At 36.7% G+C, this 23,640-nt stretch carries 20 protein-coding genes; 10 read left to right on the top strand and 10 right to left on the bottom strand.

Annotated features, from left to right (window positions below; all coding sequences use genetic code 11):
- Positions 1-167: 167 nt before the first annotated feature.
- From FHR29_RS14325 to FHR29_RS14315, 3 genes are read left to right on the top strand one after another with little or no spacing between them, the layout of a single operon-like run.
- The gene (locus tag FHR29_RS14325; RefSeq protein ID WP_132771887.1) at positions 168-515 is read left to right on the top strand and encodes a DUF6249 domain-containing protein; all 348 of its coding nucleotides are present in this window, start codon (positions 168-170) and stop codon (positions 513-515) included.
- Positions 515-1,060, top strand: a complete 546-nt coding sequence (locus FHR29_RS14320) for an RNA polymerase sigma factor (protein ID WP_183915473.1) — start codon at positions 515-517, stop codon at positions 1,058-1,060. Before FHR29_RS14325 ends, FHR29_RS14320 begins: the two co-directional genes overlap by 1 nt.
- A gap of 1 nt (position 1,061) precedes the next feature.
- Positions 1,062-1,412: a hypothetical protein gene (locus FHR29_RS14315; RefSeq protein ID WP_132771885.1), complete on the top strand. Its 351-nt coding sequence runs from the start codon at positions 1,062-1,064 to the stop codon at positions 1,410-1,412.
- A gap of 41 nt (positions 1,413-1,453) precedes the next feature.
- Here FHR29_RS14315 and FHR29_RS14310 read toward each other — a convergent pair whose 3' ends face one another.
- The 4 genes from FHR29_RS14310 to FHR29_RS14295 form a co-directional block, all read right to left on the bottom strand.
- The gene (locus tag FHR29_RS14310) at positions 1,454-2,053 is read right to left on the bottom strand and encodes a hypothetical protein (protein WP_183915471.1); all 600 of its coding nucleotides are present in this window, start codon (positions 2,051-2,053) and stop codon (positions 1,454-1,456) included.
- 76 nt (positions 2,054-2,129) lie between these two features.
- The gene (locus FHR29_RS14305; protein WP_183915469.1) at positions 2,130-2,615 is read right to left on the bottom strand and encodes a GNAT family N-acetyltransferase; all 486 of its coding nucleotides are present in this window, start codon (positions 2,613-2,615) and stop codon (positions 2,130-2,132) included.
- A complete protein-coding gene (locus FHR29_RS14300; protein ID WP_183915467.1) occupies positions 2,616-4,694 on the bottom strand; it encodes a TonB-dependent receptor in 2,079 nt (692 codons plus the stop codon).
- Positions 4,695-4,759: 65 nt separating this feature from the next.
- Entirely contained in the window at positions 4,760-6,088 is a 1,329-nt protein-coding gene (locus FHR29_RS14295; protein ID WP_183915465.1) for a BamA/TamA family outer membrane protein, read from the bottom strand.
- 278 nt (positions 6,089-6,366) lie between these two features.
- Between FHR29_RS14295 and FHR29_RS14290 the strand changes: the two genes are divergently transcribed.
- Entirely contained in the window at positions 6,367-8,238 is a 1,872-nt protein-coding gene (locus FHR29_RS14290) for a M1 family metallopeptidase (RefSeq protein ID WP_183915463.1), read from the top strand.
- A 192-nt stretch (positions 8,239-8,430) separates the two neighbouring features.
- On the opposite strand, the gene FHR29_RS14285 is transcribed toward FHR29_RS14290, so the two are convergent.
- The gene (locus FHR29_RS14285; protein WP_206368659.1) at positions 8,431-8,895 is read right to left on the bottom strand and encodes a hypothetical protein; all 465 of its coding nucleotides are present in this window, start codon (positions 8,893-8,895) and stop codon (positions 8,431-8,433) included.
- The gene (locus FHR29_RS14280) at positions 8,895-9,464 is read right to left on the bottom strand and encodes a hypothetical protein (RefSeq protein WP_206368662.1); all 570 of its coding nucleotides are present in this window, start codon (positions 9,462-9,464) and stop codon (positions 8,895-8,897) included. The genes FHR29_RS14285 and FHR29_RS14280 overlap by 1 nt, the downstream gene beginning before the upstream one ends.
- 172 nt (positions 9,465-9,636) lie before the next feature.
- Here FHR29_RS14280 and FHR29_RS14275 point away from each other — a divergent pair, with 172 nt between their 5' ends.
- The gene (locus FHR29_RS14275) at positions 9,637-11,328 is read left to right on the top strand and encodes a sodium/sugar symporter (RefSeq protein WP_132771878.1); all 1,692 of its coding nucleotides are present in this window, start codon (positions 9,637-9,639) and stop codon (positions 11,326-11,328) included.
- 573 nt (positions 11,329-11,901) lie between these two features.
- Positions 11,902-12,480 (top strand): hypothetical protein, encoded by a 579-nt coding sequence (locus tag FHR29_RS14270; protein ID WP_021190910.1) that lies wholly within the window; start codon positions 11,902-11,904, stop codon positions 12,478-12,480.
- A gap of 98 nt (positions 12,481-12,578) precedes the next feature.
- Here the strand turns inward: FHR29_RS14270 and FHR29_RS14265 are convergent, their stop codons facing one another.
- Both FHR29_RS14265 and FHR29_RS14260 read right to left on the bottom strand, forming a co-directional pair.
- Entirely contained in the window at positions 12,579-13,157 is a 579-nt protein-coding gene (locus FHR29_RS14265; RefSeq protein WP_021190911.1) for a hypothetical protein, read from the bottom strand.
- 184 nt (positions 13,158-13,341) lie between these two features.
- A complete protein-coding gene (locus FHR29_RS14260) occupies positions 13,342-14,094 on the bottom strand; it encodes a DUF1080 domain-containing protein (RefSeq protein WP_183915461.1) in 753 nt (250 codons plus the stop codon).
- A gap of 433 nt (positions 14,095-14,527) precedes the next feature.
- Here FHR29_RS14260 and prpB point away from each other — a divergent pair, with 433 nt between their 5' ends.
- The 3 genes from prpB (at position 14,528) to FHR29_RS14245 (ending at position 18,078) form a co-directional block, all read left to right on the top strand.
- Positions 14,528-15,424 (top strand): methylisocitrate lyase, encoded by an 897-nt coding sequence (gene prpB / locus FHR29_RS14255; protein ID WP_021190914.1) that lies wholly within the window; start codon positions 14,528-14,530, stop codon positions 15,422-15,424.
- Positions 15,405-16,559: a 2-methylcitrate synthase gene (prpC, locus tag FHR29_RS14250; RefSeq protein WP_183915458.1), complete on the top strand. Its 1,155-nt coding sequence runs from the start codon at positions 15,405-15,407 to the stop codon at positions 16,557-16,559. Before prpB ends, prpC begins: the two co-directional genes overlap by 20 nt.
- 67 nt (positions 16,560-16,626) lie before the next feature.
- A complete protein-coding gene (locus tag FHR29_RS14245; RefSeq protein WP_183915457.1) occupies positions 16,627-18,078 on the top strand; it encodes a bifunctional 2-methylcitrate dehydratase/aconitate hydratase in 1,452 nt (483 codons plus the stop codon).
- Positions 18,079-18,402: 324 nt separating this feature from the next.
- On the opposite strand, the gene FHR29_RS14240 is transcribed toward FHR29_RS14245, so the two are convergent.
- Together FHR29_RS14240 and FHR29_RS14235 are read right to left on the bottom strand one after the other, a co-directional pair.
- On the bottom strand, positions 18,403-20,532 hold the full coding sequence (locus FHR29_RS14240) for a 3-hydroxyacyl-CoA dehydrogenase NAD-binding domain-containing protein (RefSeq protein WP_183915455.1): 2,130 nt from the start codon (positions 20,530-20,532) through the stop codon (positions 18,403-18,405).
- Between the two features lie 49 nt (positions 20,533-20,581).
- On the bottom strand, positions 20,582-21,769 hold the full coding sequence (locus tag FHR29_RS14235) for an acyl-CoA dehydrogenase family protein (RefSeq protein WP_183915453.1): 1,188 nt from the start codon (positions 21,767-21,769) through the stop codon (positions 20,582-20,584).
- 367 nt (positions 21,770-22,136) lie between these two features.
- On the opposite strand from FHR29_RS14235, the gene FHR29_RS14230 reads away from it, so the two are divergent.
- Complete coding sequence (locus FHR29_RS14230) at positions 22,137-23,321, top strand: thiolase family protein (RefSeq protein WP_183915451.1); 1,185 nt, start codon at positions 22,137-22,139, stop codon at positions 23,319-23,321.
- Positions 23,322-23,640 lie beyond the last annotated feature (319 nt).

Genomic DNA, 23,640 nt, shown 5'->3' with positions numbered 1-23,640 from the left:
CAGAGTCTTTAAAACTGTTATATCAGTATGAATATAAGCGCAACGATGTAAATTCGTTTTCCAGAAATATTTTTTGTTAAAAGACTAAAAAAGCATTTTTTAAAATTTATAGTGCTAAGTTGTAACATTTGATGATCGGTCTGCATCTAATGAGAAAAATATAAATTATGGAAAAGGAAACAATGGGTGCAATTATGTTCGTATCATTTTTTAGTACAATTTTCTTCACGCTTTATTACTATTTTCAAGCAAGAAATAAAGAGCGTATGGCCTTGATCGAAGCAGGGCTGGACTTATCGCAATTTTATAAAAAACAAGTTCGAATTTCACACTGGTTACGTTTAGGTGTATTTATAGTAGGAATTGGCATCGGGCTGTTGATAGTTGGTTTAATTTCGCAATATCAGACCGAAAATATTGTCGGTGTACTTAAAGTTTCGATTATTGTACTTTGTGGCGGTATTGCCATGATTGTTGCTAATTATGTAGATAAACCTAAGCAGGATAGGGATTGATGGATCAACAGTATATTGATAAAGTTTTAGCGGGAGATCGCGATTCCTTTCGATATTTTTTGCAAAAATATCAGGATATGGTCTTTTCTGTTGCAATGAGTATTGTGAAAAACGAATCGCTTGCAGAAGAAGTCGCGCAGGATGCTTTTGTCAAATGTTACCATAAACTCGACACGTTTAATCAGCAGTCCAAATTTAGCAGTTGGTTATATCGAATTGTCGTCAATACAGCCTTTATGCAATTGCGAAAGATTAAGATTGAAGTCTTAGATTTTCAGTCAGATTATGATAAAGAGGTGATCGATGAAAGTGACCTGACTTTATTGGAGGAAGAAGAACGGAGTCAGATGATCAATGAAGCACTTTGTCTATTACCGGCAAATGAAAGTTTGGCTTTAAGGTTATTTTATCTGGAGGAAGAAAGTATCAAAGAGGTTTCGATAATAACGGGCTGGACTGATGCAAATACAAGAGTCATCTTGCACCGGGGCCGTAAACGAATGTACGCCATATTGAAGGAATTAATGAATAAAGCAAATGTGTAGCATGGAAAATAATGATGAATTAATGAAGACATTAATGCAGAGCAGTAAACTTAAAATGCCTTTTTCTGATTTTGAAAGTCGCGTAATGCAAACAATCGAACAGGATGAAAAAAAAGCGGTTGCTGTTTTAGAGGATCGTAAGAGAGGAATTTATTTTTTCTTAGCAGGAATGATATTTGGGCTTGGACTGAACTATCTACTCAGCAAGTCATGGAAAGACCTCCAATTCAATTTACCGCAACAGGAAAATGCCTTGTTAGTTTCTCAGATCATCTATGCGATATTGATCCTGTTTTTTATAGAAAGGCTTGTTAAGCTATATCACTTGAACCGTCAGATTAAAGGTTTATAAAATAGAAAAGGAGAATACATCTTGTATTCTCCTTTTCTATTTTATCCTCTTTCGCGCTCTAGTAAGATCATCATCATAAAACAAAGAATAAGTCTTGTTTCATCCTTTGGATTGATATCCGCGAGTTTGTCCAATGTAAATTTTCGGCCGAAAAAAGAAGGTTTTTTCTTGAGCTGTAATATTTTATTTCCTTCTTTATTATACATGGTGTATGAGGGGTTGAATACATAGCCGGTAAGAATATTGAGTATCGGTATTTCTCCTAAAAAGCTGTCGCCAACTTTTACCCAGCCATTGTCTTCTTTGATGGTATAATCTTCAAGACCATCTATGTCTAAAGCATTGTAATTAGCTTTCCATATCGATCTCATTCCTTTTCGGCCTACTTTACCAATCGTTTCAGTAGTTCTGGTATCTGTAAAAGTATAATTTGCATTAAAATCTAACCAACGGTCTGCTTTTATACCATACTGCTGTTCTGATCTACTTTCGTCTGAAAAGATCATAATTTCATCTTTAAGCTTGAACAGTTTTTGACGAACATAAAAGAGTGTACGATCCTCACTATCCTTTATGGTGAAGTCATTATGAAAAGTCGAAATTTTAAATAGAAAGTTTAATGGATAATTGAAATTGCTCATGGTATCTAAATGCTCTTTTTGTAAAGCTATTATTTTTAAAGGTATGTATAATTATTTATATTGTGTTGCAGGTAGTTTAATCTGTATTCGTTTTTAAACGGTATGCAAAGACAAGCATGTGCTTCATCTGCAGTCCGTTTTCTATAATAGGGTCAGCATAATTTTCCATAAAGAAGTTATGACGGATGTGATTCATTTCAAAACCATTGCGCATATAGAATCGATGCTGTTGAAAGCCTACATCCGCAGTACCAACCCAGATATGCAGTAAATTTTCTTCCTGTGCATGGGATTTTAAGAAAGACAGCATGTCGCTGCCCAGACCTTGCGCTTGGTACTGTGCTGTGATCGCAATATTTTTTAGTTCAACCGTATCTGAATTTATTTGTTTTACTGCCATGACTCCAACAATCTCGTTAGTTATTCGATGTACTAATGTAAAGATGGTACAGGTCGAAATGTACTTGTCGATAGCTGCTTTCGTCTCATCTGCCAATAACAGTAAATCGTAAGGTATAGGTTCATCAGTTGAATGTTTTCTGATGATATAGTCTCGTTTCATTTAATAACTTAGTTTTAGTCCAGCGAAAAAATTTCGTGTTGGTGCGGCATTGTAGTATCTATTCCCAAATGCATTAATGTCATTTCCTAAACTGTATTTTTCATTCAGTAGGTTATCGACTCCGAGGTATACATTTGCCATGAATTTAGTTGAAAATTTGAATCCCCATTGGATCTTTGCCTGAACTAGATGATAGGAATCTGCAAATGCTGTATTTGCATCATTTAGCGGAATTTTTGACGTATAATTATGTTGCACATGGATACCAAGTTGATGGGCAAAATCTAGGTTTAAAGCATGAACAATAATCCAGTCCGGTACTGCAGTAAGTTTATTATCATCATAATTGTTATTCCCTATCTCATAATCTTTAAATCGGTAATGATTGTAGGTCACGCTCGAATTGATGTACAGCGCCTGCACCAACTTTTCCGAAGAAGGCTTTATAATGTACCCCATAATGGAACTCTCAATTCCACTTTGGTTTACCTTTCCAGCATTTTGGTAATATTCTACCGCATTTGCATTTAACTGGCGAATAATGGCATTATTCATTTTGTACTGATAGTAGGAAATATCGGTAATAAAACGACGGTTCATCCATTCCCATCGTAATCCGATCTCTTTGTTGTAACCAGATTCAGGTTTCAGAGCTGTGTTGATGATATTGTCCGATGATCGGACTTCAGCAATTGTAGGAGCTGAGAATCCAGAGGAAATGGAACCTCGGATGGCTAGTTTTGGTGTAAGCAGATAGGATGCCGCAAACTTCGGCATCCACGTTGTTCCAAAAGAGATTCGTTCTTTTTGTTGCGAGGTTTGAGGATATACTTGTCTATAAGCAATTTGATTCTGGTTCAACCCAAGAGCACCCTCCACGGTCAATTTTTCTGCAAGAATAATTTTACCCCTTACAAAATAGAAATTCTGCCAATTTTCCAATTTATCTTCTGCTTGAGGATCTGTGGAAACTCCGTTTTTATTATCATAATTAGCAATATCATACCAACCTTTTTGACCTTCTGTACCAATTTGTAATTGCCAATTCAATTGATCCTGCGATTCGTAAGAAAAATAGCTTCGGTACCCTAAGTTTTGTTCATCTCGATATTCATAATTACTGATAAATGGATTTTCTATTTTTGATGATGAGCCAAAAATAGTGATCGTATTGGATAGTTTATTACTGATGTTGATTTTATGGGATATTCCTCCGAAAAAAGTTTTATTATCAATCGCCGCTTTTTGTTGTTTAGCCGATGGTGTGGCTGGAGTAGCGGGACGTGCCATACGTGGGTTTTCCTGATATTGTTCTAGCGTAAGTCCTCCTGGTGTTTGATAATTCAAATCACTATAAAGGGCAAAGACTTTAAGACTTGCTTGTCGATGATAGTTCCATAGGTGTGCTGTTTGAATAGTTTTTTTATTTAAAGCCGAATTTTCTCGATAACCATCGGATCTTGTAAAACTTTGATCAAGGGAAAATTGATATTTTTGGTTGATCTGCTGTAGTATCGAAAGTTGTTGTTGTGCGAATCCAAAAGATCCACCAGCAAGGTTAAGTGAGGTTTTCGATAACGGACTATGTTGAAAGCCATTAGGTTTAATCATGAGTACACCTCCCGAGTTCGGTCCGAAAATAGATCCATCAGGACCTTTTAGAACTTCAATTTGCGAAATGGAAGCCGGATCAATAAGATTGAGGTAAGTATTCCCACCTGCGTCTGTTATTGGAAATTCATCGACATATATTTTCACATTACGGATACCAAAAGGAGAACGGATTAAACTACCACGAAGGGCCAAACGGTAGCTTCCTGGTGAGCGTTCTTCCATCCGTAAGCCCGGAACGGTATTCAAACTCGGTAATAAAGTAGCTCCATTTTGACTAAGAATTGCTTTCTGCCCGACTATAGAAACAGATCCTGGTGTTGTTAATAGGGGCTGTTCTGTAAAATAGCCAGACACTTTTGCTGTTTCTAATTGATAGGATGTAATGGTATCTTTACTAACCTCCTGTGCATATAGAGAAGGTGAAAATAGTATTAATGCGTAGAAAGCAGATTTAAAAACAGACATATGATATTGGGGCTCAAAAACAATTTGCCCCTAAAATAATGAAAAACTTCAATTAAGCCTGCTTTTTAAAAGGTTTCATTTAATCCAAGGAATAGACCTCTTTGATGATACCCACCAAAAGCATAATCAATACATAAATTAGTGCGTGTGGCTTTATTAAACAGAATACGTAATCCTGCTCCTCCAGCAGCTCTCCAAGATTGAAATAATTTGCTGTCCATATCGTTATTGGTCGATTGGATATTAAAAAAGGTTGCTCCACTGATAAATTTATTACGAAGTATCGGGAACCGGTATTCTGCCTCATTATAGAAGTAAGATAAGCCTTTGAAAAACCCAAGCGTATAACCGCGCCCTGACCGTGCATAACTATCTTTGGCAGTTCCTGGTAGATCAAGATAAGGTAGTCTTCCTGCTATACGGTAAGATCCATAATTCCATAATGCAAGTACATGTTCAGGGTTTTCCTCAGAAAGACTAATGTATTTTCTAAAATCTGTGGTAAGCTGAATTGCATTCTTACTACTGCCCATCCACTCCTGGTTCATACGAATTCCAATATCCGAATAAATTCCTTTATACGCACGATTTGGATTATCACGTGTCATATACTGAACATTAAACAGGAGACCATTTGAATTGAATTTTTCAGGATCAAAACCATAACGTTTACTATAGACGTAATTTGGATTGTCATTGTTTTCGGTCGATGCTTTGATATTTCTGCGAATGTCAAATGCAAAACCAGCACCCAGAAAAAGATTATCTGAAACCCGTTTATAAAGCTTTTCATTGATGCTAAAGGATGTATACTTGTAGACAAACATGTTTTTGTCTGGGTTAGCAAGAATATCATCATCATGTTGTCCAGAAAAAGTTTTAGTCATTCCTAAGCCGGCATCTGGATTGACCATTTTTACAATAGCCCATCCTCCCTGGATATTCCATTTATTCTCTCTGGTATAGATGTTATGGCTTACGTAAAAAACCATAATACCTTTTGTTGTTACTGAAGCTGTTGATGCTGCTGTAGACATTGTGGTATTCGATTTATCTCCCAGTACAATGCCTGCAACTCCCTTTATTCCGATTTGAGCTCCAATAGTGGGATTTAAGGCCACACCAGGCATCAGGGTAATTCCAGAACGTTTTTTATTTGGGTTTCGCTCTCTTTTTGGATGAAGAATGTTGCGAAATAAATCGGATATATCATATTGATAAGAAGCGTTAGAATCAATTTTATGCTGCATATAGGTGGATTTTGATTCTAATCTAGAAGAGTCCGATACAATAGTGACCTGAGCAAGAACTGGGGTGATATGAGTTGCGAACAAAAGTAATAAGGAAACTAAAGTTATGTTAACAGCTTTAAAATGAGGTAAAGATCTTTTCATGTATCAAGTTTATATTGCAACATATGAGTATAAAATTTAAAGTTTTAGTCATATAGATAGTATGCAAACTTAGATAAATTTGTTTGTATTTTTTTTATTTGGCACTCATGATTCTTATACAATTATCGATATCTCTTTGGTATCAAGAATTATTTTATTGAGGAAATACGGTTAAAAGTAAGACTTGCGATATTTTTTAGCCAGTAATTTTTAATATACGACACATCTCCTTGTTGTACGACGTTTAGGAACTGCTTATCTTTAGCAAAAAAAAGTACATGAAAATAAAGATTCTCTTCAGTCTGGTTTACATTGTCGTCTGTAACATATTCCTGCACGCTCAGGAATTATATACTCCTCGTCATATTAAGCAGGCTTATAAAAATGAAACGCGAAGTTTAACCGGTGCACCAGGTGCAAAATATTGGCAAAACAGAGCGCAATATCACATACAGGTAACGGTAAACCCAGAAACAAAAATTGTTTCTGGAAAAGAACGTATTCAATATGAGAACAATAGTCCTAATGCATTAAAAGATCTTGTTATTCATTTTGCTAATAATGTACATAAACCTACAGCCGCAAGAGCTGCGGACGTCAGTACAGATTTTCTCACTTCGGGACTGAAGTTGAAGTCGTTTAAAATAGATAATAAAGTGTATGTTATCGATAGTAAGGACTGGACTTCCGCCAATCGCATTAAGTTGAATAAACCTGTTGATCCCAAATCTTCTGTCACAGTCGAAATGGAATGGGAATATCCATTGTCATTATCCAGTGACCGTGAGGGGCAGATTGATCCTGGTACCTATTTCTGTGCGTATGCATACCCGCGTATAGCAGTTTATGATGATTATAATGGATGGGATGTCTTGGAACATAACGGCCGTCAGGAATTTTATAATGATTTCAATGATTATAAAGTTGAAATCCGCGTTCCAAAAAATTATGTAGTATGGGCTACAGGAAGTTTTCTAAACCCTGAAGAGGTACTGCAAGCTGAAACATTAGACCGTTTTAAAAAATCTTTGATTTCGGACCAAGTGATTACGGTTGCAAATTTAAAAGAAATGGAGACACAAAAGGTGACAAAACAGCATGACTGGAACATCTGGAAGTTTGAAGCAGATCATATCGTTGATTTTTGTTTTGCTTTGAGTGATCATTATGTGTGGGATGCTTCTAGTGTTCAATTGAAAAGTAAAAGAGTAAGTGTTCAGGCGGCTTATCTGAATGGGACTAAGGATTTCGAGCAATATGTAGGTTGGGAGCGTTACTGTATTGACTGGTTCTCTAAAAATTGGCCAGGAGTAGAATATCCATTTCCAACGATGACTGCAATTCAAGGATTTGCGGATATGGAATACCCGATGATGGTCAATGATAGCAGTGTGCCGGATAACTTGATGGATGCTAGACAAACTGTAGACCATGAAATTGCCCATACTTATTTTCCTTTTTATATGGGAACTAATGAAACCCGTTATGCTTTTATGGATGAAGGTTGGGCTACAGCTTTGGAATTGCTTATTGGAATGGATGAAAATGGAGAGGAAGCTGCTAAGCAATTGTTTAAAGAATTTCGGGTAAAAGGATGGATTCAGGATCCTGCTACTGAACAAGATCAGCCATTGATTTCTTTGTCATCACAATTGAGCGGTAAGGGTTATGGTAATAATGCCTATATCAAATCGGCATTATCTTATTTGGCACTGAAAGATTATCTAGGGGACGAAGCATTCAGAAAAGCTTTACATCATTATATGGATAATTGGAACGGGAAGCATCCGACTCCTTGGGATTATTTTTATTCCTTCAATACAGGATCTGGAAAAAATCTCAATTGGTTCTGGAATAACTGGTATTTTAGTAATCATTATATCGATCTGAAGGTGTCTAAGGTCAGTCAAAAAAATAAAACCATTAGTTTAGAGATTGAAAATAATGGTGGATTTGCAATCCCATTTGATGTGATATTGACTTATGTGGACGGTGAAAAAGAAAAAATTCATTTTACACCACAAGTTTGGGAGAGTAATCAGGCTGTTACTACATTAAAACTGAAAACTAAAGCAAAGGTGAAAGAAGTTGAGCTTGATAATGATATATTTATGGATTATACCAGTGAGGATAATCGAGTAATACTTTAATATTACTGTTTTGTAATCTCTGAGAAGATTTTGCATCTTACGGTTTGGGGCTGTTATTTCTCTTAAAAGCGGGAATAATAGTACTCAAACCGTTTTTTTGTGCTCTTATTTTCGATAAGGTTCTGAGATTTTTAGGGAAGAGAGCTGCTGCCTTTTATTGAAAAAGTAGACTATTTAGGTATTTGTAGATGACTAGGTATTTTTTTTCGATTTTCTTCTGGTGTTCTTAAATATCATACGGCGTAACTGAAAGAAACCCAGTGTCATTTTATGATTTGACCGAAGATAAGGTATGCTCATAATTACCAGTAATGATATGCACGCTGAAGTACCTAATGCACCGCCAAAACCATCAAAAAATTTACTGGTGTTGATATAGATTAGGCTGTATACAAGACCTGAAAGTGAAACTCCGATAAATGTAGACAATTGATTGCTCGAAACCATACCAACAAAAGAAGAACCTATAAAAATCAGTGGAATATGATTGACTAATTCTTTTGGAATATAAGAAGGAAAAAAGTGGACAAATCCAGCAACAATGCTGGTCAATAGGGATGAGGATAATACACCTCCAAGTTTCAGCTTATTATTAAAATAATAAGTGAGTAAACTTCCGAAAATTCCTGTAAATATGAGAATCGCTGTAAATATCATTATCTAGAAAATAAAAATAGAATCAAGTAGGTAATGGTAACTCCGGCAAAAGCCAATGTTCCAAGTTTTCCGCCAATTCCGTTCAACAAACTTTTTGATATGATCAGCAGAATAGCCGTACAGATACTGGCTGCGAGAATGAAATAAATATCATGAGCTACTTTGGTATTGGACATACCTACGAATGCACCGCAATAAATAGCAGGAGGTAGATGGGGCAGATAACTTGACTTTTTGTTTAGGTACGGAATTAAGGCGCCGGTGAGCCCTACTAAACTTGCTGAAAATACCGAACCTAATCCAAATGCGTGATTTAAAAAATAACAACTTATTGCACCAATTGGAACCCATACGGCAATATAAACTTTTTCAAACGCTAATTTATTATGATGAACTGGCGACTTAAAAAAGGAGAAAAGTAATAAGAATGAAATTAGAATGATGAAGAATGATAGGGCAATAGTTGAGTTATTTTCCTTAAAGATTGCTAATAAAAATAATAATTGTATTACGAAAAGTAATAATAAAGAGGTATAACGAATAACTCTATTTGATGAGATTTTTGACATTATTGTGCAAAATTACAAAGAAAATTGGGAAAAAAACATAAAAATTGAACTATTTTGAGATGAGTGAAATTGATTATATAAGTTTTCTGTCGGTTTTTTTATGTGATTGTGCAATAAATATTTCTATATTTAGCCTCACATTTTTATATCAAAATCTAATTAATCTTAACTAATGAATACTATTTTAAGTACGAAGGATTATATTGTATTTTTTGTATACTTTATAATTGTTGCTTCATATGGTTTGTGGATCTACTACAAAAAGAAGTCAGCGTCAGAAGGAGCAAAGGATTATTTCTTGGCTGAAGGATCATTGACATGGTGGGCTATTGGTGCCTCCTTGATCGCTTCAAATATTTCTGCCGAACAATTCATTGGAATGAGCGGTTCGGGCTTTAAAATGGGACTTGCAATCGCAGCATATGAATGGATGGCCTCCATAACCCTGATTGTTGTAGCCATATTCTTTATGCCGGTCTATCTTAAGAATAAGATTTTTACCATGCCTCAGTTTTTAAACCAACGCTATAATAGTACTGTAGCGATGATCATGGCTGTATTTTGGTTAATGCTTTATATCGTGGTCAACTTAATGTCGATCTTATATCTTGGAGCTGTCGCTATCAGTGGTATTTCTGGTTTAGATTTGACTTTATGTATTATGTTATTGGCTGTTTTTGCTATCATCATCACATTAGGTGGTATGAAAGTTATTGGGTATACAGACGTTATTCAGGTATTTTTCTTAGTATTAGGAGGTTTGGTAGCTACCTACTTAGCACTTAATATCATTTCAGATGGTAATGGTGTTTTAGCTGGTTTTACCACTTTGCATAATGATGCTCCTGAACATTTCCATATGATATTCAAAACCGACAACCCTAATTATATGGACTTACCTGGTATCAGTGTTCTGATCGGAGGTATGTGGATAGCCAATTTAAGCTACTGGGGATGTAATCAGTATATTACACAGCGTGCGTTGGGAGCTTCTTTGCCAACAGCAAGAAATGGTCTATTGTTTGCTGCATTTTTAAAACTCTTGATGCCAGTGATTGTTGTGATCCCAGGAATTGCTGTTTACTATATTGTAAATAAAAATTTAGGTGCTATTGATGCATCAAGCTTATTGACCTCAACTGGAGCACAGGATCCAAATAAAGCATATCCAGCGCTCTTAACTCTTTTGCCTGCAGGCTTAAAAGGTCTTTCATTTGCCGCATTGACTGCTGCAATCGTCGCTTCTTTAGCGGGGAAAGCAAACAGTATTGCGACCATTTTTACGTTAGATATTTACCAAAAAGCAATTAATAAAACTGCTTCTGAAAAGAATTTGGTTAATGTTGGAAAAATAGCTGTTATTGTTTCCATGATTTTAGGAACAGGATTGGCACTTATTTTAGGTGAATCGCTAATGGGAGAAGGAAAACAGGGATTCCAATACATTCAAGAGTATACAGGATTTGTTTCTCCGGGTATTTTTGCGATGTTTATTCTCGGGTTCTTTTGGAAAAAAACAACATCAAATGCAGCGATGTTCGCAACGATTGGAGGCTTTATTTTATCTGTACTATTCAAAAAGTTGCCAGATATGATGGACCTTTCTTTCTTATCAAGCACCGGATTCTCTGTGCTGAATCCAACAACAGGTATTTATGAAATTCCATTTATAGACAGGATGAGTTTTGTATTTATCATCTGTGTGATCTTCATGGTAATCATTAGTTTGATTGATAACAAACGTGGTATTGTCCCTAAAGGATTAGAAATTGATGCAAAAATGTTTAAATCTCACAATGGTTTTGTTATTGGATCATTATTAGTACTCATGATTGTGGTTGCCCTATATTCAATTTATTGGTAAGAACTACGTGTGCACTATAATACAAGAAAAGGCACCCAATAGGGTGCCTTTTCTTGTATGCATTATTTTTTATTAATTTATAGCAATCGAGAAATCTTAATAGTAGTGGGATTGAAGCCATGTAGACATTTGATTTGATCGCATTTTTTTACATGCACTATTTATATAAAATGCATGCTATATTAAAATTTGTTAGATAATGACATTTTAAAAAAAAAATATAAGTCTAGTCGTCAACTTTCACAACATGTTGTCAACTTCATGTTGTCTGTTTTTCATATTTGTAACGGCTTATGTAAAGATGGTGAACGGCTAGTATCTTATGATTTTTCCGACCTACTTGTCTGGCAAGTAGCACTGATAGAGAAATCTTCATGACTAATTTATTCTTGATACAATAAATTTAAGTGAGTTTTTTTGCTCTATGATAGATGCATGTTCTTGTTTATTTGTGAATGTAGTAGGTCGGTTTTTTATTTTCAATTTTTTATAGGGAAGTCAAGTGATTTGGGAACATACTTAGTATAGCTAAAGCTTTTAATTACTCGAAAAACTTATAAACATATAATACGAATGAAAACATTAAGGCAAGATCGTTTTAAAACTCGTGTCATGAAGGAGTTTCAAACTCATAATCGGGAACAACCTTTAAAAAGCATTTTAAAAGTAAAACCTCCGGAACAATACTATGCACAGTTTACATCTCCTTTAAAAGGACTTGATTCTTACAGTGCTGTTGTGCGCGATGAAAAAGCCGATATACTTCGAATCTCATTAGTCAATATGGCGATTTATGAATTTTACTTGTTTGCGTTTGGTTTATCGGCAAATTTTCCTGTCTCACGTATTTTTATCTATGATGATAATCGGTGTCAGTATTTACATACTCAGGATTGTGGAGACTCCGCATTATGGAGGGAGAAGTATTTGTATTGCTATGAAATTACTTTACCTGCGGCAACTGAAAGAGAGGAGTATCAGCAGCGTATTTTAAATGATTTGGACAGTATGTTTCAGCTGGAGGTGAAAATCGAAAAAGAGCATGTTGTATCTGATATTTATTATAATGAAAAACTGGGTTGTCCAGTAGCAACAAGCTGGCATGAACAGACTGTGATGACAATAAAACCTAAGAACGTATTATGTTCATGATTCTTTAATGAAGTCTGTTTTATGATGAAAAAATGACGTGAATAAAAAAAGCACATAGATGAATATGTGCTTTTTTTATACGGTGTAAAAATCTGTTTTTATCTCTGACCAGGTAAATAGATTTGGAATCCAAGTCCTACTCCTAAACCAGAAGACTTCTCACCTAAGTTAACGTTCGATTTGGTATAGTTATAACCGACAGTAGCCTCAAGTGCAACTGTTCTTGTAATAAAGTGTGCATAACCAAGATTTGCTCCTAAAGCTAAGGAAGCACCTTTTCCAACTGAACTACCTGCGATACCAATATCACCTTGTCCGAAGAAACGTCCTGACGAAGATGAACCTTCTGGGAAATAATATCTGACAAAAGGTGCAATACCATAATTCCATTCGTTATCATGATCTTTTACAGCAATAAATCCTAAGTTAGCTTGAGCTCCGATCGCGATACCATCAGAAACAAAATAACCAGCTCGAGGTTGTACGTTGATATTAAATGCTTTTCCTTCAAAACTATAACCAAGATTTGCTAAGGAACCACCAACCATCCAGTTACCTTTTTTTATTGGGGCAGTTCCAACATCTGCTGAACTTTGTGGAACAGTTTCGATTTTTTGTGCATTTGCGCCGAAAGCTATTCCCCCCATAATTGTAAGTAGTAATGCTAATTTCTTCATGATTCGTAAGTTTTCTATATAATTAACGATTGTTGTTTATTATATAACAGTAAACGAAATCAAAAGTTTTCTTTTTTTTGCTTGTAACTTACAATTAAGATCAGAAATTAATTATTTTTAATTTTTAGCTGTTAAATTTTCTGTTTTAAATTGCTCTTAAAAGAGCAGCAACGAATTTAAGTGGTTATTGTATTATTGTTTTTACGATTTGAGAAATGTGGGTAACACTTGGAGGAAGTTCAATTAATTGAAAATTTCTAAAATGTATTTCCGAACCTTCAGATTCAAGACATAGGTACCCTTTCTTGATAGTCGAATTGCGAATACCATTGACAAATTTTCCGTTCACAGCTAGTTTAATTGTACCGTCCACGCAGATGATCGTATATTTATTCCATTCCCCTTTCCCTTTAGCCCGATTCTCTATCGCTTTACTTCTTGTACCGCGTGGATTATCTGGTATTGTTTCCACACCGCCCACACCAAATAATTCGCCATGAACGTAAGCGATTGGCGGAACAACACCGTCTTTGGTATTCTGTTTTACCCAATCCAATTCCAGCATCTGCACTTCAACTCCTCCTGGAAGTCTTCCTATGGAATCGGGCTCTGCATCCGACCATACAAAGATACCCGAGTTACCTCCTGCATAGATATGCTTCCATTCGACATGGATAATAAAGTTTTCATATAGTTTTTCAGACCGCATGACACCAATAGGAAGCCCTGTACATATTAGTGATTTTCTATTTAAACGCCAAGTATCTTTGGCTGTGTTTACATTTAGCCAGTTGATTGAATTTTTCGTGGGCTTTTTTGATAAAAGTAGATCCTCAAGTTGTACTTCTTCGCCAAAAGATAAGGTTATTTTTTGAGCGTAGTTATGCTGACATAAAGTGAGCAAAAGAAAAAATAAACCGATAGTTTTAAGGTTCATATTGATGTAGTGAAACGGTTTGAAAAAGGTTAAATAAGGGTTATGATTAAAATACTGCGTACAAGCAAACTTAAATAAATTTGTAGTAATAAGCAATATAATTATAGCCGATTCTATTGCTCATCATCTGACCCAGTGGATATGCAGGTTGTCTCAGTATTTAGCCTTTTTAATTATTTTATCGATGTTTTTTTTTATTATAAAACTTTTGATAATCAATATTTTGGAGGGTGTTGTTGAGAGTGTGTATTTTGAACATTTACATGAAAAATGATCATTAAAGATGGTGATCACGACCATTATTTTTCTTATCTTTAGCAATAAGGGAACTTTTTTCAGTACGATAATATAGGAGAAAATTTCTTGGACATTAAACAATAAAAAGTTTAATGCATCTGCTCGGCTATCGGGCTCATTTATAATATCCAATTATATGATAAAAACTCCAGGGCTTCTTTTCAGAGAAGCGATGCAACAGGAAAAACCATTACAGGTGGTTGGAACTATCAACGCGAACCATGCTCTGCTAGCTCAGCAAGCAGGTTTTCAGGCCATTTATTTATCGGGAGGAGGAGTTGCCGCGGGTTCTTTGGGAATTCCTGATCTTGGTATTACCACGCTTGAAGATGTACTGGTTGATGTGCAGCGTATTACGAACGTTTGTCCAGTCCCTTTATTGGTCGATATCGATACCGGATTCGGACCCTCGGCATTTAATATAGCACGTACGATTCAGTCTTTGATCAAGGCTGGTGCCGCAGCTGTTCACATGGAGGACCAGGTGGGAGCAAAACGTTGTGGACATCGACCAGGAAAAGAATTGGTATCTAAGACAGAGATGGTGGACCGTATTAAAGCTGCTGTGGATGCACGTACGGATAATACATTTGTAATCGGTGCCCGTACAGATGCTTTAGCATCCGAGGGTTTAGAGGCGGCTTTAGATAGAGCTATCGCATATAAAGAGGCTGGAGCTGATTTTATTTTTGCAGAGGCTGTTCATGAACTGGATCAATACAGACGATTTCATGAAGCAACCCAATTGCCTGTTTTAGCAAATATTACAGAGTTTGGTCAAACGCCAATGTTTACTCGAGATGAATTACATCAAGTAGGAGTTTCAATAATTTTATATCCGCTCTCTGCTTTTCGAGCAGCTAATAAAGCGGCTGAAAATGTATATCAGCATATTCGAAAAGATGGTACGCAAGCTGGCGTTCTGGTAGGTATGCAAACCCGTGAAGAACTTTATCGTAGCATTAATTATTATGCATATGAAAATAAACTAGATCAATTGTTCAATACTAAGCATGATGACAGAAACAAATGAAATGGGTTTTAAACCCAAGAAAAGCGTCGCATTATCTGGTGTTGCCGCAGGCAATACAGCATTAAGCACCGTCGGAAAAAGTGGTAATGACTTACATTATCGAGGTTATGATATTTTGGAACTTGCAGATCAGGCTAGTTTTGAAGAAGTAGCCTATTTATTGATCTATGGAAATTTACCGACTAAATCGCAATTGACCACTTATCAGGCACAATTAATAAGTCAACGTGGATTACCGATTGCGATACAGAAAGTTTTAAAACAATTGCCTACAACTGCCCATGCGATGGATGTTCTTCGAACCTATGTTTCAGTATTTGGGAGCATTCAGCCTGAAAAGGAGAGTCATCCAAGTGCTGGTGCGCGCGATATTGCCAACCGTTTAATGGCCTCTATGGCTTCTGCTTTGTTGTATTGGTATCATTTTAGCCAACATGGCCGAGAAATTGATGTCGAAACTACCGATGGAACTTTGGGTGCGCATTTTTTACACTTGTTGCATGGCACGCCGCCATCTGCATCTTGGATAAGAGCCATGCAGGTGTCTCTTAATCTGTATGCTGAACATGAGTTTAACGCATCTACTTTTGCCGCCCGTGTTATTGCAGGTACTGGATCGGATCTTTATTCTTGTATTGCAGGAGCTATTGGTGCCCTGCGGGGACCAAAACATGGTGGTGCTAATGAAGTAGCCTTTGAAATACAGAGTCGTTATGCCAATGCTGATGAAGCGGAGGCTGATATTCGTAAGCGGTTAGCGAATAAAGAGGTTATTATTGGATTTGGTCATCCTGTTTATACCATTTCAGATCCGCGTAACCAGGTTATTAAGCGTATTGCTAGGGAGCTATCGGAGGAAGCGGGCGATATGACACTATATTCCATTGCCGAGCGTTTGGAATCTGTGATGTGGGAAGAAAAGAAAATGTTTCCCAATTTAGACTGGTATTCGGCCGTTTCATATCATGTAATGGGTATCCCGACAGAAATGTTTACCCCTTTATTTGTACTGTCACGGATAACAGGATGGTCGGCACATGTATTTGAACAGCGTCAGGACGGAAAGATTATTCGACCTAGTGCTCACTATATCGGACCAGAAAATAGACCTTATATTCCTATTTCTGAAAGGTAATGTGAGAAAGTATACAAATGAACGCAACAATTGAAATTTAATATTTACGAATAGTTTTTTAGAAAAAATGGCATCACAAATTTCGAATGAACGACCACCGGTTGATCAGGTCTTGGCTGATATTGCAGATTATGTACTTCAATATAAGATTGAAAGCAAAGTTGCATGGAGAACTGCATTTTACTGTTTTTTGGATACATTAGGATGCGGTTTTGAAGCGCTCACTTACCCTGCCTGTACAAAATTGTTAGGTCCGGTGGTATCTGGTACCATTGTGCCAAACGGTGCGAAAGTTCCTGGAACAAACTACCAATTAGATCCGATACAGGCTGCTTTTAATATCGGTACAATTGTGCGCTGGTTGGATTTTAATGATACTTGGCTTGCGGCAGAATGGGGACACCCTTCGGATAACTTAGGAGGTATTTTAGCAACGGCTGATTGGTTGAGTAGAACCCGTATTGCTATGGGTGAAAAACCTTTAAAAGCAAGGGAAGTCTTAGAAGCAATGATCATGGCACATGAGATTCAGGGTGTTCTTGCTTTGGAAAATTCTTTTAATAAAGTGGGCTTAGATCACGTCATTCTTGTTAAAGTAGCTTCCACAGCTGTGGTTGGTAAATTGTTGGGATTAAGTCGTGATGAATTGATCAATGCTGTTTCACTGGCATTTGTTGATGGGCAGGCACTGCGAACATATCGTCATGCACCCAATACAGGTAGCCGTAAATCTTGGGCAGCAGGCGATGCAACCTCACGTGCTGTAAAGTTAGCATTGATAGCCAAGACAGGGGAAATGGGATATCCTTCCGTATTAACGGCTCCAGTATGGGGATTTTATGATGTTTCGTTCAAAGGAAAGGAATTCCAATTTCAGCGAGCTTATGGTTCTTATGTGATGGAAAATGTTTTATTTAAGATTTCTTTTCCTGCTGAATTCCATTCTCAGACAGCTGTTGAGGCCGCCATGTTGCTGCATGATCAACTTAAAGCAATAGGGAAAACTGTTGAGTCTATTAAGCATATAGAAATTAGGACCCATGAAGCTGCTATTCGCATTATTGATAAAAAGGGACCACTTCATAATCCTGCTGATAGAGATCATTGTATACAATATATGATTGCAGTACCTTTAATCTATGGCCGATTGACAGCAGAAGATTACGAAGATCGGATAGCTATGGATCCTCGAATTGATGTTTTGCGTGATAAAATGAATTGTATCGAAGATTCTAAATTAACAGAAGATTATCATGATCCTGAAAAAAGGGCAATTGCAAATGGATTGACGATTACATTAAATGATGGAACAAAACTCTCTGAAATTTTGGTTGAATATCCAATAGGACATCCACGCCGCCGCGATGAAGGTATTCCTAAACTGATTGAAAAATACAGGATTAATGTAGCCCGAATATTTGCAGATAAACAACAGAAACAAATCTTAAATGCAACATTGGATTACGATACTTTTATCGATATGGATGTTAATCAGTTAGTTGATTTGATGGTGAAATAAAGTTAGTTAGTTAGTTAGTTAGTTAGTTAGTTAGTTAGTTAGTTAGTTAGTTAGTTAGTTAGTTAGTTAGTTAGTTAGTAGTTAGTTAGTTAGTTAGTTAGTTAGTTAGTTAGTTAGTTAGTTAGTTAGTTAGTTAGTTAGTTAGTTAGTTAGTTAGTTAGTTAGTTAGTTAGTTAGTTAGTTAGTTAGTTAGTTAGTTAGTTAGTTAGTTAGTTAGTTAGTTAGTTAGTTAGTTAGTTAGTTAGTTAGTTAGTTAGTTAGTTAGTTAGTTAGAGATGGTTTTCATAAAGGTTTTTTAAAACTTTTATGAAAACCTTTTTGAATTTATAGATTTTGGGCTTGGATAGGCCAGTTGGATTGAAGGCCTAAATAAAAGCTGTAATTTTCCTCGGCGAGCTGATGTAACGAGGTTGGAATCATCCATTGTTCGCCTAGTCGCTCAAAACGCTGACAGTCTTTTACAAATTTTTGGAGTCCAACTTGGTCTATATGACCAAAGACACCGCCAGTATGAATGGGATAGCCAATCCCTAAGGTAGCGCCGATATCGCCATCGATCGGCCTGTCGAGTATCCCTTCTATTAAGCATCGGTAACTATCCAATGCCATAACATGTAATAATCGATCCTGAATGTTGATGGTTTCGGGCAATGTAGTTAAGGTCGGTAAATTCGAATCTTGCCAAATTGTTTTTTTTCCAGATGCAATTTCATAGTCATAAAAACCTCGATTGGATTTTCGTCCATTTCGTCCACTATCCACAAGTTTTTTTAAGTAATCATAACATCGCCTCTGGCTTGGATGTAGATGGGGTAGCTGGTCGTATACATGCAGCATAAGCGATAGCGAAATTTCATCAAGAACTGCCAAAGGACCAACAGCAAACCCAGCATTTATTGCCTGTTCATCAATGAGAGATGCAGGAATACCTTCCAACAGCATCGTCACTGCTTCCAGTAGGTAGTTGAAAAAAATACGGGAAGTAAAGAATGCAGGGCCATCATGTACAACAATTGGAATCTTTCCCAGTTGACGGACTACTTTTAGAGCTTTAGACAGGGTTTGTTCGCTAGTTTGTTTCCCGCGTATGATTTCTACTAAAGCCATTCGATCTACAGGTGAAAAAAAATGCATTCCAATAAAGTTTTCTGGTTTCGGACTTACTAAAGCCAATTCACTGATGGGTAATGATGTGGTATTGGAAGCAAAAAAACCATTATTATTTAGGAAAGGAAGTGTTTCAGTACTGACAGCCGCCTTAAGATTTTTGTCTTCAAACACAGCTTCGATAATGAGATCAACTTCTCCAAAATCTTTTGTCTGATCTGTAGGGGAGATTCGGGAGAGGAGAGCCTGTCTTTTTTCTTCATTCATTTTTCCCAGTTCCACCCATTTTGCTGATACTTTTTCTGCATATTTTTTTCCTTGCTCTGCTTGTTGTAAAGTCACATCTTTCAAGATAATATCAATTCCTGATCGGGCAGCTTCGAATGCAATTCCAGATCCCATCATTCCAGCGCCTAATATTGCCATCCTTTGTAACTCGAAAGGGGTATGGACTAATGGATCTGTAGCTTTTGTAGCTTCATTTATACCGAAGTACTGGGTCCGGATGATACTGCAGGTAATAGGATCGCGCAGGGTCTGGATAAAATACGCTATTTCAATACGGAGTGCTTCTTGTTTTGAAAGATTGTGTTTTTGATAAATAACTGCCATACAGTTGTCTATGTTTGGCTTAATTCCTAAGTTACGTTTTTTGATGGGTACGGTAAGATTATCCCATTGTGCTTCATCCCATGGTGGAGTTTGTTTCTGAGCCTGTTCATGCACATGTTCTAAGATCCATGTTTTGGCAAGAAAGATTGCATGATCTATATTTGAAGAAATGAGATCGATTAAACCTATTTCTTTAGCTTTTTGTGCTGTGATTATTTTAGCCTGTAGCACCAATGGAAGAGCATCTTGTGCATCAAGTATCTCTGTTATTTGTATCGTGGCACCAAACCCTGGAAATAATCCATAGTTGACTTCTGGAAATCCTATTTTTATCTGCTCAAGGGCAATCCGGCAGTGTGCCCATAGTTGTGTAGAAAGTTGTAAACTCATACAGTCGCTGTCCATTAGACCGACGATGGGTTTCTTTTGTTGGTTAAGCTCATTAAAATTTGACAGAAGTGATTTCAAACGTAGCTTAAATGAATTTTCATCTAATGCTTGTTGAAGTAAAATATCATAGTTAATAGCTTGGCCTATAAGTGGATTTTTGAATATTATTCCTTTTACTTCATTGAGATTAATCTGATCACGGATGATGGTCACAAATTCTTCTAATCGCTCTAAGTCATTTCCATGGATAGTTTCTGTAGAAATTAAGGGGCTAATCAATACGACTCCCTGTTCATCTCTTTCACTTAAGAAATAAGTAAAATATATAGGATTAATTTTATCCATTTTTTTAGGTGTTATATTCCCTTATGGGGAATTGCAGTATAGAGTTTAATTAATTTGAAGAAATTGATTTATCGGACTTGGATTGATAATTGACTTTATCAATTGTCATTTTAGCAATAATTTCTAACATGATTTCAGATGTTCCCCCGATAATGGTACCGACTCTTATATCACGGTAGAGACGAGCTATTTTGAAATCTTCTGTAAAGGCATAACCACCAAAAAGTTGAAAACATTGGCTTACAATGCGGACCGCAAGCTCACTCGCCTGTAATTTCGCAATCGAACATTCTTTAACTGCATATTTTTCAAGTTGTTGCAAATCGCAACAAGCATATATAAATGCTTTTGTTGTAGCGATATCTGCAACCATTTGTGCGACGCGATGTCTTACTACTTGGAAATCTTGCAGTTTATGCTTAAATACTTCACGTTTGCTAATATATTCTAGGGTATACTGTAAGGCAGAATCTGCTGTAGCAATGCTATGGATTGCTGCGGTCAGGCGTTCCAGTTGTAGTCCGTCCATCAGGTAACTAAAACCCGCACCTTCTTCACCTATTAAATGTGAAATGGGGACTTTTACCTGATCAAAACCTAATTCTGCTGTATCAGAAGCATGCCAGCCCATTTTATTGATTTTGGTTGCTGTTACTCCTGAAGCATGACGGTCGATCAAGAGCAAACTGATACCTTTACTACCTTTGGTCGGATCGGTTTTAACAGCAGTAATAAAAAAATCGCCATAGTAACCATTGGTGATAAAGGTTTTCGAACCGTTAACAATATAATGATCACCTTCCCGGATAGCAGTTGTTTGGATTTTTTGTACATCAGATCCAGCACCTGGTTCCGTAATAGCTACTGCACTGACCAAATCTCCAGCAATAACACCTTTTAAATATTTTTCTTTTAATTCTTCAGATGCATACTTGAGCAAGTATGGGGCTGACATATATTGAATAACTAATGCTGTTATCGTGAATCCTCCCGAAAAGCACTGAGAGAGCTCTTCGCAAAGAATCATGGAATAATAAAAATCAAGGTCGAGCCCACCATAAACTTCTGGATAGTTAAGACCTGTAAAGCCCATGTCGCCCATTTTTTTCCAAATGGCACGATCTATTTTACCTTCTTCTTCCCATTGGTCAATATAAGGCAGGATCTCTTTACGGATAAATGCTTTTAAACTTTCGCGAAATACGTGGTGCTCAACTGTCAATTGTGTTGCTTGCATATGCTATCAAGTTTTATTGGTTATATTTTCTTATTTGGATTTGGTGATCCAAATAAGTTGAAGCTAATTTAAATTAAAAAGCTGACGTTTCCATTTATTTGAAAGTTAATTTTTATGATAACTTATTTTTATGGGAGAGTGTTCGCTTGTTTTAAGTGTTTTAGGCTCATTTATAAGCTTATTAAAGATTTCTGTTTAACCGATTCATTTACTGTTTACTATTTTTTGTACCTTTAAATATAACTTTATGATAACGCTCTACTGTTTGTTTTCTTCGTAGGTCAATTGGGATTCGCAGTTCGGGGGAAACCGGATCTGACTTCTAGATAAAACAAGGTAGTAGCATAGATAACCAAAATAATAAACGATGACTAAGAAAGTATTTATTGTCGCGGCGCAACGTACCGCAATAGGAAGCTTTGGAGGAGGATTATCCACTTTGAGCGCGACAGAATTGGGTGCTCAAGCTGTTAAAGCAGTTTTGAGTCAAGTTGCTGTTGATGGCAAAGAAGTGGATGAATTATTGATGGGATGTGTCCTACAAGCTGATTTGGGACAAGCTCCCGCTCGCCAGGTTTTAAAATATGCAGGTTTACCCGATGATATTCCTGCGACTACTATTAATAAGGTTTGTGCAAGTGGAATGAAGGCGGTAGCACTAGGGGCACAGGCTATTTTATTGGGTGATGCTCATGTGGTACTTGTTGGCGGTATGGAAAGTATGAGTCGCGTACCTTATTATGCACCTACGGTACGTTGGGGAGCGAAATACGGTCATCAAAGTTTAGTAGATGGAGTACAGAAAGATGGACTGAGTGACGCTTATTCGCAAGACGCAATGGGTGTTTTTGGGGAGCTGTGTGCCATTAAATATGGTATTAACCGAGAAGAGCAGGATGCCTATGCGGTATCGTCCTATACCAGAAGCCGTGATGCTTGGCAACAGGGTAAATTTGATAAGGAAGTGGCTCCGATAACAGTTTCTACCCGAAAAGGAGAAGTTGTTGTCAAGCAAGATGAAGAATTTACGCAGGTCAATTTTGAGAAAATTTACACTTTGAAACCAGCTTTTCAAAAAGACGGAACGATTACTGCAGCAAATGCTTCTACTTTAAGTGATGGAGCTGCGGCATTATTACTCATGTCCGGTGAGAAAATGGAAGCATTGGGTTTACAGCCTTTAGCTGAAATCATTGCATATGCTGATGCGGAACAGGAACCGGAATGGTTTACAACGACGCCTAGTCTCGCCGTGAAAAAAGTATTAGCAAAAGCAGATCTAGAATTGTCTGATATTGACTTTTTTGAATTTAATGAAGCTTTTTCTGTTGTAGCATTAGTAAATGCCCGTTTGCTGGATATTTCATTGGAAAGGATGAATGTTTATGGGGGAGCAGTATCTTTAGGTCACCCTCTGGGGTGTTCGGGTGCCAGAATTTTAGTAACCTTAACAAGTGTGCTGGAGCAGGAGAGAGGACAGTATGGGTTAGCAGCAATTTGTAATGGTGGCGGTGGTGCTTCTGCAATGATTATTAAAAGATGTAATGTATAGCAGCGATCACGTTAGATATATTATCATACATACATATGGGCTGAAGGTTATAATACTGAGTTTAGAGAATATTGTTAAGTGACAGTACTCATTTACCTGAAAGGTTCCTATCTTTAACACAAACTTCTCCATCGAAGGTAAAAGACCGTTTTTCTTATATAGAGAAACGGTCTTTTGTTTGGACCTAATTTGTTCGGCATAATTACTTCTTATAACGATCGCTAATCTTTTCAATATAATGTTAGAAATCAAAAGGGTAGGTTTCTTATTTCTGATATTATATTTAAAATTGTTTGCGTTTTCTTTTATTTCTTTAATA

The sequence above is a fragment of the Sphingobacterium sp. JUb56 genome (genome assembly GCF_014191365.1).
Lineage (GTDB): Bacteria > Bacteroidota > Bacteroidia > Sphingobacteriales > Sphingobacteriaceae > Sphingobacterium > Sphingobacterium anhuiense.
The sequence above is the reverse complement of the archived record's forward strand: the minus strand, read 5'-3'. Positions and strand labels throughout refer to the sequence as shown.

What these genes read in the sequence shown, in the direction of transcription:
- FHR29_RS14240 (WP_183915455.1), bottom strand. Translation starts at nt 20,532, where the DNA reads ATGGATAAAATTAATCCTATATATTTTACTTATTTCTTAAGTGAAAGA.
- FHR29_RS14315 (WP_132771885.1), top strand. Translation starts at nt 1,062, where the DNA reads ATGGAAAATAATGATGAATTAATGAAGACATTAATGCAGAGCAGTAAA.
- FHR29_RS14290 (WP_183915463.1), top strand. Translation starts at nt 6,367, where the DNA reads ATGAAAATAAAGATTCTCTTCAGTCTGGTTTACATTGTCGTCTGTAAC.
- FHR29_RS14235 (WP_183915453.1), bottom strand. Translation starts at nt 21,769, where the DNA reads ATGCAAGCAACACAATTGACAGTTGAGCACCACGTATTTCGCGAAAGT.
- prpC (WP_183915458.1), top strand. Translation starts at nt 15,405, where the DNA reads ATGATGACAGAAACAAATGAAATGGGTTTTAAACCCAAGAAAAGCGTC.
- FHR29_RS14230 (WP_183915451.1), top strand. Translation starts at nt 22,137, where the DNA reads ATGACTAAGAAAGTATTTATTGTCGCGGCGCAACGTACCGCAATAGGA.
- FHR29_RS14285 (WP_206368659.1), bottom strand. Translation starts at nt 8,895, where the DNA reads ATGATATTTACAGCGATTCTCATATTTACAGGAATTTTCGGAAGTTTA.
- FHR29_RS14275 (WP_132771878.1), top strand. Translation starts at nt 9,637, where the DNA reads ATGAATACTATTTTAAGTACGAAGGATTATATTGTATTTTTTGTATAC.
- FHR29_RS14320 (WP_183915473.1), top strand. Translation starts at nt 515, where the DNA reads ATGGATCAACAGTATATTGATAAAGTTTTAGCGGGAGATCGCGATTCC.
- FHR29_RS14265 (WP_021190911.1), bottom strand. Translation starts at nt 13,157, where the DNA reads ATGAAGAAATTAGCATTACTACTTACAATTATGGGGGGAATAGCTTTC.
- FHR29_RS14300 (WP_183915467.1), bottom strand. Translation starts at nt 4,694, where the DNA reads ATGTCTGTTTTTAAATCTGCTTTCTACGCATTAATACTATTTTCACCT.
- prpB (WP_021190914.1), top strand. Translation starts at nt 14,528, where the DNA reads ATGATAAAAACTCCAGGGCTTCTTTTCAGAGAAGCGATGCAACAGGAA.
- FHR29_RS14260 (WP_183915461.1), bottom strand. Translation starts at nt 14,094, where the DNA reads ATGAACCTTAAAACTATCGGTTTATTTTTTCTTTTGCTCACTTTATGT.
- FHR29_RS14295 (WP_183915465.1), bottom strand. Translation starts at nt 6,088, where the DNA reads ATGAAAAGATCTTTACCTCATTTTAAAGCTGTTAACATAACTTTAGTT.
- FHR29_RS14310 (WP_183915471.1), bottom strand. Translation starts at nt 2,053, where the DNA reads ATGAGCAATTTCAATTATCCATTAAACTTTCTATTTAAAATTTCGACT.
- FHR29_RS14280 (WP_206368662.1), bottom strand. Translation starts at nt 9,464, where the DNA reads ATGTCAAAAATCTCATCAAATAGAGTTATTCGTTATACCTCTTTATTA.
- FHR29_RS14325 (WP_132771887.1), top strand. Translation starts at nt 168, where the DNA reads ATGGAAAAGGAAACAATGGGTGCAATTATGTTCGTATCATTTTTTAGT.
- FHR29_RS14270 (WP_021190910.1), top strand. Translation starts at nt 11,902, where the DNA reads ATGAAAACATTAAGGCAAGATCGTTTTAAAACTCGTGTCATGAAGGAG.
- FHR29_RS14245 (WP_183915457.1), top strand. Translation starts at nt 16,627, where the DNA reads ATGGCATCACAAATTTCGAATGAACGACCACCGGTTGATCAGGTCTTG.
- FHR29_RS14305 (WP_183915469.1), bottom strand. Translation starts at nt 2,615, where the DNA reads ATGAAACGAGACTATATCATCAGAAAACATTCAACTGATGAACCTATA.